Annotated in this window: 15 protein-coding genes and 4 tRNA genes; all 19 read right to left on the bottom strand. The window is 55.7% G+C overall.

The annotated features are described in order from the left end of the window. Positions 1–25: 25 nt before the first annotated feature. Complete coding sequence (gene fusA / locus NTD81_RS19420; protein ID WP_262184396.1) at positions 26–2,128, bottom strand: elongation factor G; 2,103 nt, start codon at positions 2,126–2,128, stop codon at positions 26–28. Positions 2,129–2,158: 30 nt separating this feature from the next. After that, positions 2,159–2,629, bottom strand: coding sequence for a 30S ribosomal protein S7 (rpsG, locus tag NTD81_RS19415; protein WP_010490886.1), 471 nt, complete (start codon positions 2,627–2,629; stop codon positions 2,159–2,161). Positions 2,630–2,746: 117 nt separating this feature from the next. After that, positions 2,747–3,118 carry a 30S ribosomal protein S12 gene (gene rpsL, locus NTD81_RS19410; RefSeq protein ID WP_003463319.1) on the bottom strand — a complete coding sequence of 124 codons (372 nt, stop codon included), beginning with the start codon at positions 3,116–3,118 and terminating at the stop codon, positions 2,747–2,749. Positions 3,119–3,271: 153 nt separating this feature from the next. Next, entirely contained in the window at positions 3,272–7,471 is a 4,200-nt protein-coding gene (gene rpoC / locus NTD81_RS19405) for a DNA-directed RNA polymerase subunit beta' (RefSeq protein ID WP_262184395.1), read from the bottom strand. A 64-nt stretch (positions 7,472–7,535) separates the two neighbouring features. After that, positions 7,536–11,609 carry a DNA-directed RNA polymerase subunit beta gene (rpoB, locus tag NTD81_RS19400; RefSeq protein ID WP_262184394.1) on the bottom strand — a complete coding sequence of 1,358 codons (4,074 nt, stop codon included), beginning with the start codon at positions 11,607–11,609 and terminating at the stop codon, positions 7,536–7,538. A gap of 219 nt (positions 11,610–11,828) precedes the next feature. Further along, positions 11,829–12,197 (bottom strand): 50S ribosomal protein L7/L12, encoded by a 369-nt coding sequence (gene rplL / locus NTD81_RS19395; protein ID WP_262184393.1) that lies wholly within the window; start codon positions 12,195–12,197, stop codon positions 11,829–11,831. 82 nt (positions 12,198–12,279) lie between these two features. Continuing rightward, the gene (gene rplJ / locus NTD81_RS19390) at positions 12,280–12,780 is read right to left on the bottom strand and encodes a 50S ribosomal protein L10 (protein ID WP_262184392.1); all 501 of its coding nucleotides are present in this window, start codon (positions 12,778–12,780) and stop codon (positions 12,280–12,282) included. Between the two features lie 195 nt (positions 12,781–12,975). Next, the gene (gene rplA / locus NTD81_RS19385) at positions 12,976–13,671 is read right to left on the bottom strand and encodes a 50S ribosomal protein L1 (RefSeq protein WP_262184391.1); all 696 of its coding nucleotides are present in this window, start codon (positions 13,669–13,671) and stop codon (positions 12,976–12,978) included. Then, the gene (gene rplK / locus NTD81_RS19380; protein ID WP_262184390.1) at positions 13,671–14,102 is read right to left on the bottom strand and encodes a 50S ribosomal protein L11; all 432 of its coding nucleotides are present in this window, start codon (positions 14,100–14,102) and stop codon (positions 13,671–13,673) included. Before rplK ends, rplA begins: the two co-directional genes overlap by 1 nt. A gap of 116 nt (positions 14,103–14,218) precedes the next feature. Next, positions 14,219–14,752: a transcription termination/antitermination protein NusG gene (gene nusG, locus NTD81_RS19375; RefSeq protein ID WP_262184389.1), complete on the bottom strand. Its 534-nt coding sequence runs from the start codon at positions 14,750–14,752 to the stop codon at positions 14,219–14,221. Positions 14,753–14,761: 9 nt separating this feature from the next. Next, positions 14,762–15,130 carry a preprotein translocase subunit SecE gene (secE, locus tag NTD81_RS19370; RefSeq protein WP_262184388.1) on the bottom strand — a complete coding sequence of 123 codons (369 nt, stop codon included), beginning with the start codon at positions 15,128–15,130 and terminating at the stop codon, positions 14,762–14,764. A gap of 43 nt (positions 15,131–15,173) precedes the next feature. After that, positions 15,174–15,249, bottom strand: a tRNA-Trp gene (locus NTD81_RS19365). Positions 15,250–15,303: 54 nt separating this feature from the next. After that, positions 15,304–16,497, bottom strand: a complete 1,194-nt coding sequence (gene tuf / locus NTD81_RS19360) for an elongation factor Tu (protein WP_262184387.1) — start codon at positions 16,495–16,497, stop codon at positions 15,304–15,306. 83 nt (positions 16,498–16,580) lie between these two features. Beyond that, positions 16,581–16,656: transfer RNA gene (locus NTD81_RS19355), tRNA-Thr, on the bottom strand. Between the two features lie 26 nt (positions 16,657–16,682). Further along, positions 16,683–16,756 (bottom strand) — tRNA-Gly (locus NTD81_RS19350). Positions 16,757–16,780: 24 nt separating this feature from the next. Then, positions 16,781–16,865: transfer RNA gene (locus NTD81_RS19345), tRNA-Tyr, on the bottom strand. A 140-nt stretch (positions 16,866–17,005) separates the two neighbouring features. Beyond that, on the bottom strand, positions 17,006–17,677 hold the full coding sequence (locus tag NTD81_RS19340) for an SPOR domain-containing protein (RefSeq protein ID WP_262184386.1): 672 nt from the start codon (positions 17,675–17,677) through the stop codon (positions 17,006–17,008). Between the two features lie 8 nt (positions 17,678–17,685). After that, complete coding sequence (locus NTD81_RS19335) at positions 17,686–18,423, bottom strand: type III pantothenate kinase (protein WP_262184385.1); 738 nt, start codon at positions 18,421–18,423, stop codon at positions 17,686–17,688. Then, on the bottom strand, positions 18,413–19,378 hold the full coding sequence (gene birA / locus NTD81_RS19330; RefSeq protein WP_262184384.1) for a bifunctional biotin--[acetyl-CoA-carboxylase] ligase/biotin operon repressor BirA: 966 nt from the start codon (positions 19,376–19,378) through the stop codon (positions 18,413–18,415). The genes NTD81_RS19335 and birA overlap by 11 nt, the downstream gene beginning before the upstream one ends. Between the last annotated feature and the right edge of the window lie 79 nt (positions 19,379–19,457).

Below are 19,457 nucleotides of genomic sequence, written 5' to 3'. Positions count from 1 at the left end.
TAACTCCTAGCGTAAAGGGGCTGAATCAGCCTTGTTTTTTAATGAGCGCTTCGACGATGTTCGCCGGAGCTTCAGAGTACTTCGAGAATTCCATGGAGTAGCTTGCGCGACCCTGAGACATGGAACGGACGTCGGTCGCATAACCGAACATCTCACCCAGCGGAACCTCAGCACGGATCACTTTGCCCGATACCGAATCTTCCATGCCCTGGATCAGACCACGACGACGGTTCAGGTCACCCATCACGTCCCCCATGTAGTCTTCAGGGGTTACTACTTCGACTTTCATGATTGGCTCAAGTACTACGCCGCCGCCCTTCTGGGCCAGCTGCTTGGTTGCCATAGAGGCAGCCACCTTGAACGCCATTTCGTTGGAGTCGACATCGTGGTACGAGCCGTCAAACACAGTAGCTTTCAGGCCGATCAGCGGATAGCCGGCGACAACGCCGTTCTTCATCTGCTCTTCGATACCCTTCTGAATCGCCGGGATGTATTCCTTCGGAACCACACCACCAACTACTTCGTTGACGAATACCAGACCTTCCTGGCCTTCATCAGCCGGAGCAAAGCGAATCCAGCAGTGACCGAACTGACCACGACCACCAGACTGACGAACGAACTTGCCTTCGATTTCGCAGTTTTTGGTGATTTTTTCACGGTAAGAAACTTGCGGCTTACCGATGTTGGCCTCGACGTTGAATTCACGACGCATACGGTCAACCAGGATATCCAGGTGAAGCTCACCCATACCCGAGATGATGGTCTGGCCAGTCTCTTCGTCAGTCTTAACGCGGAACGATGGATCTTCCTGGGCCAGACGGCTCAGAGCAATACCCATTTTTTCCTGGTCAGCCTTGGTTTTTGGCTCAACGGCAACCGAAATAACCGGCTCCGGGAAGTCCATACGCTCAAGGATGATTTGTTGGTTCAGGTCGCACAGGGTGTCACCAGTGGTGACGTCCTTCATGCCGATCAGAGCCGCGATGTCGCCAGCGCGAACTTCTTTGATCTCTTCACGCTGGTTAGCGTGCATCTGCACCATACGGCCAACGCGCTCTTTCTTACCTTTTACCGAGTTGATCACGGAGTCGCCGGAAGCCAGCACGCCCGAATAAACGCGAGTAAAGGTCAGAGTACCCACGAATGGGTCAGTCGCGATCTTGAACGCCAGAGCGGAGAACGGCGCAGCATCGTCTGCATAACGCTCATCTTCTTGCTCTTCGTTGTCTGGATGCACGCCTTTGATTGGCGGAATGTCAGTCGGCGCTGGCAGGTAGTCGATAACGGCGTCGAGAACCAAAGGCACGCCTTTGTTCTTGAACGAAGTACCGCAGACCGCAGGAACGATTTCACCGGCCAGAGTACGCTGACGCAGACCAGCTTTGATCTCTTCGATCGACAGCTCGCCGCCTTCCAGGTACTTGTTCATCAGCTCTTCGTTGGCTTCGGCAGCAGCCTCAACCATGTTCGAGCGATATTCTTCAGCCTGAGCCAGCATCTCCGCAGGAATTTCTTCCTCACGGTAGGTCATGCCTTTGTCGTCGTCGTTCCAGTAGATAGCCTTCATCTTGATCAGATCGATCTGACCCAGGAAGTTCTCTTCTGCACCGATCGCCAGCTGTACTGGAACCGGAGTATGGCCCAGACGCTTTTTGATCTGCTCAACTACGCGCAGGAAGTTGGCGCCTTGACGGTCCATTTTGTTCACGTAAACGATACGTGGAACACCGTACTTGTTGGCTTGACGCCATACGGTTTCGGACTGCGGCTCAACACCAGAGGTACCACAGAACACCACGACAGCGCCGTCGAGTACGCGCAGCGAGCGCTCTACTTCGATGGTGAAGTCCACGTGACCGGGGGTATCAATAACGTTTACGCGGTAGTTATCAAACTGGCTACGCGAACCTTTCCAGAAGGTAGTTACAGCAGCGGAGGTAATGGTAATACCGCGCTCTTGCTCCTGAACCATCCAGTCAGTGGTCGCTGCACCGTCGTGCACTTCGCCCAGCTTGTGGTTTACGCCTGTGTAAAACAGGATCCGCTCAGTAGTAGTGGTCTTGCCCGCATCCACGTGCGCACAGATACCAATATTACGGTAGCGGTTAATCGGAGTTGTACGAGCCATAAAGCCCTCGCAAAAATTGGGATGCTAGATTTAGAAGCGGTAGTGCGAGAAAGCTTTGTTGGCCTCAGCCATACGGTGCACGTCTTCACGCTTCTTAACTGCAGCGCCTTTGCCTTCAGCAGCATCCAGCAACTCACCAGCCAAACGCAAAGCCATGGATTTCTCGCCACGTTTACGGGCGAAATCTACCAGCCAGCGCATGGCAAGAGCGTTACGACGGGACGGACGAACTTCGACCGGAACCTGGTAAGTAGCACCGCCAACACGGCGCGACTTCACTTCGACCAGCGGAGCGATGGCGTCGAGAGCTTTCTCGAAGATTTCCAGGGGATCGCTGTTCTTACGCTCTTTAACCTTATCCAGGGCACCATAAACGATACGCTCGGCAACGGCTTTTTTGCCGCTTTCCATCACGTGGTTCATGAACTTGGCCAGGATTTGGCTTCCGTATTTTGGATCGTCAAGCACTTCGCGCTTGGCTGCTACACGACGTCTTGGCATTTGATAAGCCCTCAAACGGTCTTCAGGTTAGCCCGGGACCACACCTTGCGATGGCAGCCCGACCTTACTCTTATCGACTCAGAAAATAGAAACTCGTAATTCAATACACAGCGCCGATTACTTCGGACGCTTGGTACCGTACTTCGAACGACCTTGTTTACGGTCTTTAACGCCGGAGGTATCCAGCGAACCGCGAACGGTGTGGTAACGCACACCTGGCAAGTCTTTTACACGGCCGCCGCGAATCAGAACGACGCTGTGCTCTTGCAGGTTGTGGCCTTCACCACCGATGTACGAGGAAACCTCGAAACCGTTGGTCAGGCGTACACGGCAAACTTTACGCAATGCCGAGTTAGGTTTTTTCGGCGTAGTGGTATACACACGAGTGCACACACCACGACGCTGCGGGCAGTTCTGCAGCGCAGGTACGTCGGATTTCTCGACGATACGCTTACGCGGCTGACGTACCAGCTGGTTGATAGTTGCCATCTTAAGCTCCACTGTTGTCTTTCGACGCTATTGCCCTACATAAACAAAATGGCAGAGCACATGCCCTGCCAAATTTAGGGGTGCATGAGTCTAAAGAGACTCACCGCCCCAGTCAAGACAAAGCCCCGCTACCGAAGCAGCGGGGCCCTGTTCTTAATTGCCGCTCAAGTTGAGCGCTTCGCTCAGTGCCGCTTCCACTTCACTGGCGCTGACACGCACTGGCTTCTCGGCTTCACGCTTGCGCTTACGCTCGCTGTGATAAGCCAGACCAGTACCGGCCGGGATCAGACGACCCACCACCACGTTCTCTTTCAGGCCACGCAGGTAGTCGCGCTTGCCAGTAACCGCTGCCTCGGTAAGCACGCGAGTGGTTTCCTGGAAGGATGCCGCCGAGATGAAGGACTCGGTGGACAGCGACGCCTTGGTGATACCCAACAGTACGCGGGTGTACTTAGCGATGAATTTGTCTTCAGCCGCCAAGCGCTCGTTCTCACCCAGTACAGCGGTGAGCTCCATCTGGTCGCCTTTGATAAAGCTGGAATCACCGGACTCGGCAATTTCAACTTTACGCAGCATCTGACGCAGGATGGTTTCGATGTGCTTGTCGTTAATCTTCACGCCTTGCAGACGGTAAACGTCTTGGATCTCGTTGACGATGTACTTCGCCAGCGCGCTCACACCCAGCAAACGCAGGATGTCGTGCGGATCGCTCGGGCCGTCGGAGATAACTTCACCCTTGTTAACCTGCTCACCTTCGAACACGTTCAGGTGACGCCATTTCGGGATCAGCTCTTCGTACGGGTCGCTGCCATCGGTCGGCGTAATGACCAGACGGCGCTTGCCTTTGGTCTCTTTACCGAACGAGATGGTGCCGCTGATTTCGGCGAGGATCGACGCTTCTTTCGGGCGACGAGCTTCGAACAAGTCAGCAACGCGCGGCAGACCACCGGTGATGTCGCGGGTCTTCGAGGTTTCTTGCGGGATACGGGCGATAACGTCACCGACACCCACTTGCACACCGTTGGCCACACCGACCAGGGCGTTAGCTGGCAGGAAGTACTGAGCCGGTACATCGGTACCTGGCAGCAGCAGATCTTTGCCGTCTTCGCCAACCATCTTCACTGCAGGGCGAATTTCTTTGCCGGCAGCTGGACGATCTTTCGGATCCAGTACTTCAATGTTGGTCAAACCAGTCAATTCGTCAGTCTGACGCTTGATGGTAATGCCGTCTTCCATGCCCACGAAGGTCACGGTACCTTTCATTTCGGTCACGATTGGGTGGGTGTGCGGGTCCCACTTGGCGACGATAGCGCCCGGATCGACCTTGTCCCCTTCCTTCACGGAAATGACCGCACCGTAAGGCAGCTTGTAGCGCTCACGCTCACGACCGAAGTCATCGGCGATAGCCAGCTCACCGGAACGCGATACCGCGACCAGGTTGCCGTCCAAACGCTCAACGTGCTTCAGGTTATGCAGACGCACGGTACCGCCGTTCTTCACCTGTACGCTGTCCGCAGCCGAAGTCCGGCTCGCCGCACCACCGATGTGGAACGTACGCATGGTCAGCTGAGTACCCGGCTCACCGATCGACTGCGCAGCGATTACGCCGACAGCTTCACCGATGTTGATCTGATGCCCACGAGCCAGGTCGCGACCGTAGCACTTGGCGCAGATGCCGTAGCGAGTTTCACAGGTGATCGGCGAACGTACGATAACTTCGTCGATGCTGTTAACTTCGATGAACTCAACCCACTGCTCGTCAATCAGGGTGCCAGCCGGCACGATGACTTCTTCAGTGCCTGGTTTGAACACGTCTTTGGCGATCACTCGACCCAGTACGCGCTCACCCAGCGGCTCCACTACGTCGCCGCCTTCAATGTGCGGCGTCATCAGCAGGCCGTGCTCAGTGCCGCAATCGATCGCAGTCACGACCAAGTCTTGCGCCACGTCAACCAGACGACGAGTCAGGTAACCGGAGTTAGCCGTTTTCAACGCGGTATCCGCCAGACCTTTACGAGCACCGTGCGTCGAGATGAAGTACTGCAGAACCGACAGACCTTCGCGGAAGTTCGCGGTGATCGGCGTCTCAATGATGGAGCCGTCTGGCTTGGCCATCAGACCACGCATACCAGCGAGCTGACGGATCTGCGCAGCAGAACCCCGCGCACCGGAGTCGGCCATCATGTACATCGAGTTGAAAGACTCTTGATCGACGGTTTTACCCTCACGATCAACGACTTTCTCTTTCGACAGGTTGGCCATCATTGCCTTCGACACTTCGTCGTTGGCCTTGGACCAGAGGTCGATCACCTTGTTGTACTTCTCGCCCTGGGTTACCAGGCCGGAGGCGTACTGCGATTCGATCTCTTTAACTTCTTCAGTGGCCGAATCAATGATGCGCGCCTTCTCATCAGGGATGACGAAGTCGTTCACACCGATCGACACACCGGAAATGGTCGAATAAGCGAAACCGGTGTACATCAGTTGGTCAGCGAAGATAACGGTGTCCTTCAGACCGACCGTGCGGTAGCACAGGTTGATCAGCTTGGAGATCGCCTTCTTCTTCATTGGCTGGTTGACCACGTCATACGACAGGCCGGCCGGCACAACTTGGAACAGCAGCGCACGGCCGACAGTGGTGTCGACGATACGAGTGTTCTTGGTGATGCTGCCATCGCGGTCTTTGATGACCTCGTTGATGCGCACTTTCACGCGGGCGTGCAGCGACGCTTCACCACCGCGGAAGACCCGGTCAACTTCTTGCAGGTCAGCGAACACACGGCCTTCGCCCTTGGCGTTAACGGCTTCACGGGTCATGTAGTACAGACCCAGAACCACGTCCTGGGACGGTACGATGATCGGATCACCGCTCGCTGGCGAGAGGATGTTGTTGGTCGACATCATCAGCGCACGGGCTTCCAGCTGAGCTTCAAGCGTCAGCGGAACGTGTACAGCCATTTGGTCGCCGTCGAAGTCGGCGTTGTACGCGGCGCAGACCAGCGGGTGCAGCTGAATCGCTTTACCTTCGATCAAAACCGGTTCAAACGCTTGGATACCCAGACGGTGCAGGGTTGGTGCACGGTTGAGCAGTACGGGGTGTTCGCGAATCACTTCGGCGAGAACGTCCCACACCTCTGGCAGCTCGCGCTCCACCATCTTCTTCGCAGCTTTGATGGTAGTGGCCAGGCCACGGGCTTCGAGCTTGCCGAAAATGAACGGCTTGAACAGCTCCAGGGCCATTTTCTTCGGCAGACCGCACTGATGCAGACGCAGGGTCGGGCCTACGGTAATAACCGAACGACCGGAGTAGTCCACGCGCTTACCGAGCAAGTTCTGACGGAAACGACCTTGCTTACCTTTGATCATGTCAGCCAGCGACTTCAGCGGACGCTTGTTCGAGCCAGTGATGGCGCGACCGCGACGGCCGTTGTCGAGCAGTGCATCGACCGCTTCTTGCAGCATGCGCTTTTCGTTGCGCACGATGATGTCCGGCGCCGACAGATCGAGCAGGCGCTTGAGACGGTTGTTCCGGTTGATCACCCGGCGATACAGATCGTTCAGGTCGGAAGTGGCGAAACGGCCACCATCCAGCGGTACCAGCGGACGCAGATCCGGCGGCAAAACTGGCAGAACAGTCAGGACCATCCACTCTGGCAGGTTGCCGGAGTCTTTGAAGGCTTCCATCAGCTTGAGGCGTTTGGACAGCTTCTTGATCTTGGTTTCAGAATTGGTTTGCGGAATTTCTTCACGCAGACGGCCAATCTCGTGGTCCAGGTCGATAGCGTGCAGCAGCTCGCGCACGGCCTCAGCACCCATACGGGCGTCGAAGTCGTCACCGAACTCTTCCAGCGCTTCGAAGTACTGTTCGTCGTTGAGCAGCTGACCTTTTTCAAGGGTGGTCATGCCTGGATCGATAACGACATAGCTCTCGAAATAGAGCACGCGTTCGATATCACGCAGGGTCATGTCCATCAGCAAACCGATACGGCTCGGCAGCGACTTGAGGAACCAGATGTGGGCGACTGGGGAAGCCAGTTCGATGTGCGCCATGCGCTCACGACGAACTTTGGCCAGTGCGACTTCAACGCCGCACTTCTCACAGATCACACCACGGTGCTTCAGGCGCTTGTACTTACCGCACAGGCACTCGTAGTCCTTAACTGGGCCAAAGATTTTGGCGCAGAACAGGCCGTCACGCTCAGGCTTGAACGTACGGTAGTTGATGGTTTCCGGCTTTTTGACTTCACCGAACGACCACGAACGGATCATCTCAGGCGAGGCCAACCCAATACGGATGGCGTCGAACTCTTCGACTTGACCCTGGTTTTTCAGCAAATTTAATAGGTCTTTCAAGGCCTTTCCTCCTGGCGGAGCAGAGAGCGGGCGGTTAAGCCGCGCTCTCAATTCGCGTCACGTGTTATTCGGTTTCCAGATCGATGTCGATGCCCAGCGAACGGATCTCTTTGATCAGTACGTTGAAGGACTCGGGCATGCCCGGCTCCATACGGTGATCGCCATCCACGATGTTTTTGTACATCTTGGTACGGCCGTTCACATCATCCGACTTCACGGTCAGCATTTCCTGCAGGGTGTACGCGGCGCCGTAGGCTTCCAGCGCCCAGACCTCCATCTCCCCGAAGCGCTGACCACCGAACTGCGCTTTACCGCCCAACGGCTGCTGTGTAACCAGGCTGTAAGAACCGGTCGAACGAGCGTGCATCTTGTCGTCAACCAAGTGGTTCAGCTTCAGCATGTACATGTAGCCAACGGTGGTTGGACGCTCGAACTGGTTACCGGTACGGCCATCGATCAAGCGCATCTGACCGCTTTCTGGCAGATCTGCCAGTTTCAGCATGGCCTTGATTTCGCTCTCTTTAGCACCGTCGAACACCGGGGTGGCCATTGGCACACCGCCGCGCAGGTTATGCGCCAGGTCGAGGATTTCCTGATCGCTCAGGCTGTCCAGGCTTTCTTGACGGCCACCGATCTCGTTGTAGATCTCGTGCAGGAACTTGCGCAGTTCAGCGATCTTGCGCTGCTCTTCGAGCATGCGGTTGATCTTCTCGCCCAGGCCTTTGGCCGCGAGGCCCAGGTGGGTTTCCAGAATCTGCCCAACGTTCATCCGCGACGGTACACCGAGCGGGTTCAGGACGATGTCAACAGGAGTACCGTTAACGTCGTGCGGCATGTCTTCGACCGGCATGATCACCGAGACCACACCTTTGTTACCGTGACGACCGGCCATCTTGTCACCCGGCTGGATGCGACGGCGGATGGCCAGGTAGACCTTAACAATTTTCAGCACGCCTGGAGCCAGGTCATCGCCCTGCTGCAGCTTGCGCTTCTTGTCTTCGAACTTGTCGTCGAGCAGCTGACGGCGATCGGAGATGTAAGCCTGAGCTTTCTCCAATTGCTCGTTCAGCGCGTCGTCAGCCATGCGCAGTTTGAACCACTGACCGCGCTCCAGACCGTCGAGCACTTCGTCGGTGACTTCTGCGCCCTTCTTCAGGCCCGCGCCGCCTTCGGCTTTTTTGCCGACCAGAGCAGCACGCAGACGTTCGAAGGTTGCGCCTTCAACGATGCGAAACTCTTCGTTGAGGTCCTTACGGATCTCATCCAGCTGAGTCTTCTCGATCGACAGAGCACGAGCATCACGCTCAACGCCATCGCGGGTGAAGACCTGTACGTCGATAACGGTACCTTTGGTGCCAGTTGGCACGCGCAGGGAGGTGTCTTTAACGTCAGACGCCTTCTCACCGAAGATCGCACGCAGCAGTTTTTCTTCTGGAGTCAGTTGGGTCTCACCTTTCGGGGTGACTTTACCGACCAGAATGTCGCCTGGGCCAACTTCAGCACCGACATAAACGATACCGGCTTCGTCCAGCTTGTTCAGCGCCGACTCACCAACGTTCGGGATGTCGGAAGTGATTTCTTCCGAACCGAGTTTGGTGTCACGGGCCACACAGGTCAGTTCCTGAATGTGGATCGTGGTGAAGCGGTCTTCTTGCACCACGCGCTCGGAGAGGCAGATGGAGTCTTCGAAGTTGAAACCGTTCCACGGCATGAACGCTACGCGCATGTTCTGACCCAGAGCCAGTTCACCCATGTCGGTGGACGGACCGTCAGCCAGAATGTCGCTGCGCGAAACCTGATCACCTTTACGCACCAGCGGACGCTGGTTGATGCAGGTGTTCTGGTTCGAGCGGGTGTATTTGGTCAGGTTGTAGATGTCGACACCGGCTTCGCCAGTTTCAACTTCGTCATCGTTTACGCGCACCACGATACGGCTGGCATCAACCGAATCGATCACGCCGCCGCGACGTGCTACCACGCACACACCGGAGTCGCGCGCCACGTTGCGCTCCATACCGGTACCTACCAGCGGCTTGTCAGCACGCAGGGTCGGTACAGCTTGGCGCTGCATGTTGGAACCCATCAATGCCCGGTTGGCGTCGTCGTGCTCGAGGAACGGAATCAACGAGGCCGCAACGGAAACTACCTGCTTGGGCGAAACGTCCATCAGGGTTACATCTTCCGGCGCCTTAACGGTGAATTCGTTGAGGTGACGTACAGCAACCAGCTCATCGATCAGCTCGCCGGCGTCGTTCAGGGTCGCGGACGCCTGAGCGATGACGTGATCAGCTTCTTCGATGGCCGACAGGTAAACGATATCGTCGGTGACCTTACCTTCTTTCACCACGCGATACGGGCTTTCCAGGAAGCCGTACTGGTTGGTGCGGGCATAGGCCGCCAAGGAGTTGATCAGACCGATGTTCGGACCTTCAGGGGTCTCAATCGGGCACACACGACCGTAGTGAGTCGGGTGTACGTCGCGGACTTCGAAGCCTGCGCGCTCACGGGTCAGACCACCTGGGCCAAGAGCCGAAACACGGCGCTTGTGGGTGATCTCGGAGAGCGGGTTGTTTTGGTCCATAAACTGCGACAGCTGGCTGGAACCGAAGAACTCTTTAACGGCAGCCGCAACCGGCTTGGCGTTAATCAGGTCTTGCGGCATCAGGCCTTCGCTTTCGGCCATCGACAGACGTTCTTTAACGGCACGCTCAACCCGCACCAGACCGACGCGGAATTGGTTTTCGGCCATCTCGCCAACGCAACGCACACGACGGTTACCCAGGTGGTCGATGTCGTCGACGATGCCTTTACCGTTACGGATGTCGACCAGAGTCTTCAACACTTCAACGATGTCTTCGCGGCTCAACACGCCCGAACCTTCGATCTCGGTACGACCGATACGACGGTTGAACTTCATGCGGCCCACAGCGGACAGGTCGTAACGCTCGGCGCTGAAGAACAGGTTGTTGAACAGGGTCTCGGCAGCATCCTTGGTTGGTGGCTCGCCAGGACGCATCATGCGATAGATTTCCACCAGTGCTTCGAGCTGGTTGGTGGTGCTATCGATCTTCAGGGTGTCGGAGATGAACGGACCGCAGTCGATGTCGTTGGTGTACAGGGTTTCGATACGAACAACCTGTGCTTTAACGATCTTCGCCAGCAGCTCAACGCTCAGCTCGGTGTTGCATTCGGCGATGATTTCGCCAGTAGCCGGGTGCACGATCGCCTTGGCCGTGGTGCGGCCAATCAGGTAGTCGATCGGTACTTCCAGCTCTTTGATACCGGACTTGTCCAACTGGTTGATGTGGCGCGCGGTAATACGGCGGCCTTGCTCAACGATGACCTTGCCCTTCTCGTCGGTGATATCCAGCACCGCGATTTCACCGCGCAGACGCTGCGGCACCAGTTCCAGCTTGAGGGTTTGATCCTTCACGTGGAAAACGTTGGTGGCGTAGAACGCGTCCAGCACTTCTTCTGTGCTGTAGCCCAGTGCACGCAGCAGCACCGAGGCCGGCAGTTTACGGCGACGGTCGATACGGACGAATACGGCGTCTTTCGGATCGAACTCGAAGTCCAACCACGAACCGCGGTAAGGGATGATGCGCGCGGAGTACAGCAGCTTGCCCGAGCTGTGCGTCTTACCACGGTCGTGGTCGAAGAACACACCTGGGGAACGGTGCAGCTGGGACACGATAACGCGCTCGGTACCGTTAATAACGAAGGTACCGTTCTCGGTCATCAGGGGGATTTCCCCCATGTAAACTTCTTGCTCTTTAATGTCCTTGATCGCTTTGTTCGACGATTCTTTGTCGAAAATGATCAGGCGGACTTTGACTCGCAGCGGCACGGCGAAAGTTACGCCACGCAGTACGCATTCTTTGACATCAAAAGCCGGCTCGCCCAAGCGATAACCGACATACTCCAGAGCAGCATTGCCGGAATAGCTGATAATCGGGAAAACAGACTTGAAGGCCGCGTGCAGGCCAATGTCGCGGAACTGGTCCTTGGTTGCTCCGGCCTGCAGGAATTCGCGATACGAATCCAGCTGGATGGCCAGGAGGTAAGGCACATCCATGACATCCGGCAACTTGCTAAAGTCCTTGCGGATACGTTTTTTCTCAGTGTATGAGTAAGCCATCAGCGTTCCCCAGCTTGGTCACCTGCTTAGTTGGCCGCTCCGACGGGAGTTGCCAGAAACTCTTGCAAACCCTAGGTTTGCGCCACCACTTCGGGTGGGATTTTCACGCACTAGGCCAGCTTATGATTCGCCGACCTAGAACGGAAAAAGGCCGGTGGCAAAAGCCACCAGCCATCAGCCTTACGCGAGTCGCTTCGGCTGTAGACGCAAGGTCGTCGCTTACTTGAGCTCGACTTTAGCGCCTGCTTCTTCCAAAGCAGCTTTAGCTTTATCAGCAGCTTCTTTGGCAACGCCTTCCAGAATAGTAGCTGGAGCGCCGTCAACGGCAGCTTTAGCTTCTTTCAGGCCCAGACCGGTCAGTTCACGAACAGCCTTGATGACGTTAACTTTCTTATCGCCAGCTTCGGTCAGGATAACGTTGAACTCAGTTTGCTCTTCAGCAGCGGCAGCAGCCGGGCCAGCAGCAGCAACAGTAGCAGCAGCAGCGGAAACGCCGAACTTCTCTTCCATTGCTTTGATCAGTTCAACAACTTCCAGAACGGTTTTCTGGCCGATTGCTTCGATGATGTCTTCGTTAGACAGAGCCATGACTCTAATTCCTGTATTGGGGGACAGCCTTACGCGGCCATCAAATTAAACAAATAAGATTGAAAGAGGTTATGCCGCCTGCTTAGGCTGCAGCGCCTTCTTTCTGGTCGCGAACAGCTGCCAAAGTACGAACGAACTTGCTGGTAGCGCCTTGGATCACGCTCATCAGCTGAGAAATTGCTTCGTCGTAAGTAGGCAGAGTTGCCAGCACGTCGATCTGGTTGGCTGCGAGGAACTGACCCTCGAATGCAGCTGCTTTGATCTCGAACTTGTCCTGACCCTTGGCGAACTCTTTGAAGATACGGGCAGCAGCGCCCGGATGTTCGTTGGAGAATGCAATCAGGGTCGGGCCTTTGAACACGTCGTTGAGGATATCGTACTGAGTACCTTCAACAGCGCGCTTGAGCAGGGTGTTACGTACAACACGTACGTATACGCCAGCTTCGCGGGCCTCTTTACGGAGTCCGGTCATAGCACCTACAGTCACGCCACGGGCATCAGCCACGACAGCGGAAAGGGCAGCTTTGGCAGCCTCGTTGACTTCAGCGACGATGGCCTTCTTGTCTTCGAGTTTAATTGCCACGGGTTTACTCCTGGATGTTACCGTTTCGCCCGACCTAAGCCGGACGGCATTTTGGTGTCTGATTCGGTAAGAATCGGGAGCACCATCTGCGTAGGCATTTCTTTTAAGGCTTACGCCACCTACGGTCTTGGATAGCCCCCGCCAGGCAGGGACCCCAAACCTTTAGCGACGCGATTACTCGCGCCGCCCTATTCATTACGCGTCGAGCGAACCCTGATCAATGATCAGACCTGGGCCCATAGTGGTGCTCAAGGTCACGCGCTTAACGTAGACGCCTTTGGAAGTCGAAGGCTTCAGACGCTTCAGATCAGCGATCAGCGCTTCAACGTTCTGCTTCAGTTTTTCAGCGTCAAAACCAACTTTGCCCACGGAACCGTGGATAATGCCGTTCTTGTCAGTACGGAAACGTACTTGACCAGCCTTGGCATTCTTCACAGCAGTAGCAACGTCAGGGGTAACGGTACCGACTTTCGGGTTAGGCATCAGACCACGTGGGCCGAGCACTTGACCCAGCTGACCAACAACGCGCATTGCATCCGGGGAAGCAATAACGACGTCATAGTTCAGGTCGCCGCCTTTCATTTCAGCAGCCAGATCGTCCATACCTACGCGATCAGCACCGGCAGCCAGGGCAGCTTCAGCGCCTGGACCTTGGGTGAAGACAGCAACACGTACGGTTTTGCCCGAGCCGTTCGGCAGAACGGTAGCGCCACGAACAACCTGGTCGGATTTACGCGGGTCAACACCAAGGTTAACAGCGATATCAACGGACTCAGAGAACTTGACGTTGGACAGCTCGGACAGCAGAGCGGCCGCTTCAACGAAGTTGTAAGCCTTACCAGCTTCAACTTTCTCAGCGATTGCCTTTTGGCGTTTGGTCAACTTAGCCATTACACACCCTCCACGTTCAGGCCCATGCTACGAGCGGAGCCAGCGATAGTACGCACAGCGGCATCCAGGTCGGCAGCGGTCAGATCAGCCTGTTTAGTTTTGGCGATCTCTTCCAGCTGAGCACGAGTCACAGTGCCAACTTTGACGCTGTTCGGGCGAGCCGAACCGCTAGTCAAACCGGCAGCTTTCTTCAGCAGCACAGCGGCTGGGGTGCTTTTGGTTTCAAAAGTGAAGCTACGGTCACTGTACACAGTGATTATCACTGGAGTCGGCAGACCCGGCTCTTGGCCTTGGGTACGGGCGTTGAACGCCTTGCAGAATTCCATGATGTTCACGCCGTGCTGACCCAAAGCTGGACCAACGGGTGGCGATGGGTTGGCTTGACCAGCCTTAACTTGCAGCTTGATGTAAGCCGAGATTTTCTTAGCCATGAGCTACTCCAGTATTGGGTTCAAACGCCTGACGGCTCCCCAGTTATTACCTATTTATCCCAGTGACGACAAAACCCCGCAGCCCAAGGCTGCGGGGTAAGGGATGCTTATGTCAGTTATGCCTTTTCGACCTGACTGAACTCCAGCTCGACCGGTGTTGCGCGACCGAAAATGGTCACCGCCACCTGGATCCGGCTCTTTTCGTAATTCACTTCTTCGACAACACCGCTGAAATCAGCAAACGGACCGTCGATCACACGGACCATCTCACCTGGTTCAAACAGAGTTTTCGGCTTAGGCTTGTCGCCGCTATCAGCAACGCGACGCAGAATGGCTTCAGCTTCTTTCTCAGTGATCGGCGCAGGCTTATCTGCAGTACCACCAATGAAGCCCATAACGCGCGGGGTGTCCTTGATCAAGTGCCAAGTCGCCTCGCTCATTTCCATCTGCACCAGAACATAGCCTGGGAAAAACTTGCGCTCGCTCTTGCGCTTCTGGCCATTGCGCATCTCTACCACTTCTTCAGTAGGGACCAGAATTTCACCAAAAACGTCTTCCATACCGGCAAGTTTTACTCGCTCGATCAACGAGCGCATTACATGCTTCTCGTAACCCGAGTAAGCATGCACAACGTACCAACGCTTAGCCACGGGACACCTTTAACCGACAATCAACGAAACAATCCAGCCGAGCAGGGAATCAAGACCCCACAACAACAGCGCCATCACCAAAACAACAGCCACGACAATCAGCGTGGTCTGCGTGGTTTCTTGACGGGTCGGCCAAACGACTTTACGAATCTCTACCCGCGCCTCTTTTGCCAACACCCAAAAGGCTTGACCTTTGGCGGTTTGCAGAGCGATAACAGCTGCAACAGCAGCCACCACCAACAGCACGAGGACGCGATACAGGATCGGCTCAGCAGAGAAATACTGATTACCAACTACGCCAGCGATCACCAGGGCAGCAACGGCCAGCCACTTGAGCAGATCGAAGCGAGAATCTTTGGCTTCAGCCTTAACATTCATCTACTAGTATCCTGTAAAAAGACGCGCCAAATTCGTTTGAATATGGCAGGTCAGGAGGGAATCGAACCCCCAACCTACGGTTTTGGAGACCGTCGCTCTGCCAATTGAGCTACTGACCTAAAAACATAATCAGGCCGACCATTATGCCGGCCCAATCGAAGCAGATCAACCGCTTATGCGATGATCTTTGCTACTACACCCGCGCCGACGGTACGACCGCCTTCACGAATAGCGAAACGCAGACCTTCTTCCATCGCGATGGTTTTGATCAGAGTGACAGTCATTTGAATGTTGTCACCTGGCATTACCATCTCAACGCCTTCTGGCAGTTCGCAGTTACCAGTTACGTCAGTAGTACGGAAGTAGAACTGAGGACGGTAGCCTTTGAAGAACGGAGTATGACGGCCGCCTTCTTCTTTGCTCAGCACGTACACTTCTGCAGTGAAGGTAGTGTGCGGCTTAACCGAACCTGGCTTAACCAGAACCTGACCACGCTCAACGTCGTCACGCTTGGTGCCACGCAGCAGAACGCCACAGTTCTCACCAGCACGGCCTTCGTCCAGCAGCTTGCGGAACATTTCAACACCGGTGCAAGTGGTCTTGGTGGTGTCACGCAGACCAACGATCTCGATTTCTTCCTGGATCTTAACGATGCCGCGCTCGATACGACCGGTTACTACAGTACCGCGACCGGAGATCGAGAACACGTCTTCGATTGGCATCAGGAACGGCTTGTCGATAGCACGCTCAGGCTCTGGGATGTAGCTGTCCAGAGTCTCAACCAGCCTCTTAACAGCCGAAGTACCCAGACCACCCTCATCTTCACCGTTCAGCGCCATCAGAGCGGAACCGATGATGATTGGAGTGTCGTCACCTGGGAAATCGTAAGTGCTGAGCAGGTCGCGAACCTCCATCTCAACCAGTTCCAGCAGCTCAGCGTCGTCAACCATGTCGGCCTTGTTCAGGAACACGACGATGTAAGGAACGCCTACCTGACGGGACAGCAGGATGTGCTCACGAGTTTGTGGCATCGGACCATCGGCAGCCGAACAAACCAGGATCGCGCCGTCCATTTGGGCAGCACCAGTGATCATGTTTTTGACGTAGTCGGCGTGGCCTGGGCAGTCAACGTGCGCGTAGTGCCGAATAGTCGAGTCGTACTCTACGTGAGCGGTGTTGATGGTGATACCACGAGCTTTTTCTTCTGGAGCGCTGTCGATCTTGTCGAAGTCAACACGAGCCGAACCGAAAACTTCGGAGCAGACGCGAGTCAGAGCAGCAGTCAGAGTAGTTTTACCGTGGTCAACGTGACCGATAGTACCAACGTTGACGTGCGGCTTATTACGCTCAAACTTTTCTTTAGCCATCTTGGCTGCCTCCGAGAGAAGAATTGACCAGGTATCTCCACCATAAAACAAAGGCAGATACTCTCATATCTGCCTTTATCAAATGGAGCTCATGAGCGGACTTGAACCGCTGACCTCACCCTTACCAAGGGTGTGCTCTACCAACTGAGCTACATGAGCGAAACGCATCGCAAGAACAACAATGCTGGAGCGGGTAGCGGGAATCGAACCCGCATCATCAGCTTGGAAGGCTGAGGTTCTACCACTGAACTATACCCGCGGAGCCTGCAGCTCTCGCTAAATCTGGTGGAGGGAGAAGGATTCGAACCTTCGAAGTCTATGACGTCAGATTTACAGTCTGATCCCTTTGGCCGCTCGGGAATCCCTCCAGATCGGGCGGCATTCTCTATGTCTGCCGACCTACTGTCAAGCATTTTCTCAATAAAATTATGAGGTTAGCTACTTTGACAGAAACTTCACCGAGCTCTTAAAAAGGCCACCCTGCGAAGCGGGCGCCATTCTATGCATTCTAAGGTTGGCTTGCAACCCCTTCACACTGCATTAATTGATGTTGTAAGCCTTTGAAGTCAAAAGCTAAACGCTCCAACAGGGGCTCATCAGCCAAGCGCCGGCTCTGCGGGGCAATGCGCACCCAGAAACTGCGGTGCGCGCGCGTCAATTCGCGTAGTTGTGGCTCGTATCCGGCCTCACGCAAACGACTCATTACGCTCTGCGCCGAATCATTGAGCGGAAAAATACCCAACGAGATGCCATTGGCCAAATCGCCCTGGGTAATGATGTAACTGTCGATAGCGCGCGCCTGCAGTTCACGTAATTGGCGCAATGACGCTTGGCGCGAGGCCAATGGCGGCAAGTAGACCCAGTAGTCGACCCCAGCCGCCGCATCCACGCTCTGCACATTCGATTGAATATCTAAACTCAGCAAACGCTGCTCAACCGCCGCGGCAGCATCCTGCTCCTCGAAACTACCGAGGAACAAACAGACCTCCTCGCCCGCCCCCTGCGCAATCGTTTCGCGGCGCTGCGGCGAGGACGACTCGCTGAGCAAGCGGATATCACGCCTAGCCTCCTGCACATGACTTAACGGAGCGATTTCAGTGGCACGCATCGGCGCCTGCTGCTGGTGCCATACGTAATAAAACAGGTTCAGCACGATTAACCACAAAAACATCCAGCGCATGGACGACCTCAATCAATAGGGCAAGCGATCGCCAGACCGATAAACACCAAATCAGGCACTATGGTGGCACCCGCAATCACATCCTGCACCAGAGCGGCATCGCCCCCCGTGAGGAAGACCTTGTGCCCTGCTGGCAGCATTTGCGTCGCCATCGCCGCCTGCCCCGCCACAAAACCACGCAGCATGAGCAAGCACCCCCGCTCGACTGCTTCGGCCGTAGAACGCCCCGGCGACAAATTGCCCAGCGCCTGCTCAGCCTCTGCCGCGTCATACCGCGTGCGTCGCGTATGGGTGATTAACTGCGTGCGCAGCAACGGACCACCTGGGCAAATAAACCCACCCATGTGCTCACCATCCGCCGCAACATAATCAGCTGTCACTGCAGTGCCCAAATCGATCACCGCGCAAGCACCACCCGCCAGTTGATACGCAGCTACTACAGCCAACCAACGGTCGAGCCCCAAGCGCTGATATTGCTCATAGCCATTGCGCACTCCTGCCAAGGCCATAGCAGGCCGGGCAACATGGCAGCGCACGGCGAAAGCGGACTCCAACTGAGCAATCAGTACAGCAGTTTCCTCGTCACTGCGCACACTGACCAAACGGCACGCACGAATGCGCTGGCCCTGCTCGCGAACTTGCACAAGCAACTGCTCTACCGATTCAGCGACGCCAGCCAAGCGCGCAGCGGCGCCCAACAAGCGCCACTTAATAAAGGTGTTGCCACAATCCAACTCAAGAATCATCACGTAACCTTAGGCTCAGCTCACCACCGCTAAAACTCTGCTCCAGCCCGTTCACATCCAAGCGTATAGCCCCCGAGCGATCAACCCCTAACACCACCCCTTGAACTGGTTCACTCCCGGCCGTGAGAGCAACAGCACTGCCCTGCCACAAATGATTGTCTTGCCACTCCTGCTGCAGAGCAGCAAAACTCTCGTTCAGCTGGATCGCGAGATAGCGCTCAAGCTGCTGGTTCAGAGCAAGGATCAACTCATTGCGATCCAGCACCCTGCCCAACTCGCCCTGTAATGACGTCCAAGGCTGACCAATCGTCTGCTGCCCATGGGCACGCATATTGACGTTCAAGCCAATACCGATGACCACATGACATACATCCGCAGGATCTCCCGACAGCTCCAGCAGAATGCCGGCCAGTTTTTGTTTGCCCACCAACACATCATTGGGCCACTTCAAACCCGCGCTTACGACACCCACATCACGAATCACCTGCAACAGCGCCAAGCCAACAACCAGACTCAACCCCTCCAGTTGACGCATGCCACCATCAATACGCAGCACCAGGCTGTAATAGAGGTTTTCACCGAATGGGCTGACCCAGTCACGCCCACGGCGACCGCGCCCATTGGTTTGACGCTCAGCGACGACATAGAAAGGGATTTGCTGTGCCGCAGGAATTAAACGCAGCGCCTCGGCATTCGTCGAATCCACACGGCTATGCACATGGGCGAGCCATCGCGGTGTTACTGCAGGCGCATTAAGGCGCTGGGCATCGAGCAGATGCAGTGGCGCTTCAAGTCTGTAGCCACGGCCACGCACCTTATGAATGACGATACCCAGCTCGCCCTGCAGGGCCTGCAACTGCTTCCACACAGCCGCACGGCTAATGCCCAGCGCCACCCCTAAGGCCTCGCCTGAGTGGAATTGTCCATCTTGAAGGAGCTTTAACAACGCAAGCATGGGAGTCCTACCGAACAATAAGGCACGCATGATAGCGATGCCCTGTTTAGTTGCCTACAAAACCCAGCAACATCAGTGC

Origin of the sequence: Pseudomonas sp. 5P_3.1_Bac2 (assembly GCF_025465995.1) — a bacterium.
Taxonomy (GTDB): domain Bacteria; phylum Pseudomonadota; class Gammaproteobacteria; order Pseudomonadales; family Pseudomonadaceae; genus Aquipseudomonas.
This window is presented reverse-complemented; position numbering and strand designations above follow the sequence as displayed.

Excerpts from the sequence above, each read along its gene's own strand:
- rplA (WP_262184391.1), bottom strand. The coding sequence starts at position 13,671 with ATGGCTAAGTTGACCAAACGCCAAAAGGCAATCGCTGAGAAAGTTGAA.
- NTD81_RS19340 (WP_262184386.1), bottom strand. The coding sequence starts at position 17,677 with ATGCGCTGGATGTTTTTGTGGTTAATCGTGCTGAACCTGTTTTATTAC.
- rpoB (WP_262184394.1), bottom strand. The coding sequence starts at position 11,609 with ATGGCTTACTCATACACTGAGAAAAAACGTATCCGCAAGGACTTTAGC.
- rplK (WP_262184390.1), bottom strand. The coding sequence starts at position 14,102 with ATGGCTAAGAAAATCTCGGCTTACATCAAGCTGCAAGTTAAGGCTGGT.
- NTD81_RS19335 (WP_262184385.1), bottom strand. The coding sequence starts at position 18,423 with ATGATTCTTGAGTTGGATTGTGGCAACACCTTTATTAAGTGGCGCTTG.
- rplL (WP_262184393.1), bottom strand. The coding sequence starts at position 12,197 with ATGGCTCTGTCTAACGAAGACATCATCGAAGCAATCGGCCAGAAAACC.
- rpsL (WP_003463319.1), bottom strand. The coding sequence starts at position 3,118 with ATGGCAACTATCAACCAGCTGGTACGTCAGCCGCGTAAGCGTATCGTC.
- fusA (WP_262184396.1), bottom strand. The coding sequence starts at position 2,128 with ATGGCTCGTACAACTCCGATTAACCGCTACCGTAATATTGGTATCTGT.
- secE (WP_262184388.1), bottom strand. The coding sequence starts at position 15,130 with ATGAATGTTAAGGCTGAAGCCAAAGATTCTCGCTTCGATCTGCTCAAG.
- tuf (WP_262184387.1), bottom strand. The coding sequence starts at position 16,497 with ATGGCTAAAGAAAAGTTTGAGCGTAATAAGCCGCACGTCAACGTTGGT.
- rpsG (WP_010490886.1), bottom strand. The coding sequence starts at position 2,629 with ATGCCAAGACGTCGTGTAGCAGCCAAGCGCGAAGTGCTTGACGATCCA.
- birA (WP_262184384.1), bottom strand. The coding sequence starts at position 19,378 with ATGCTTGCGTTGTTAAAGCTCCTTCAAGATGGACAATTCCACTCAGGC.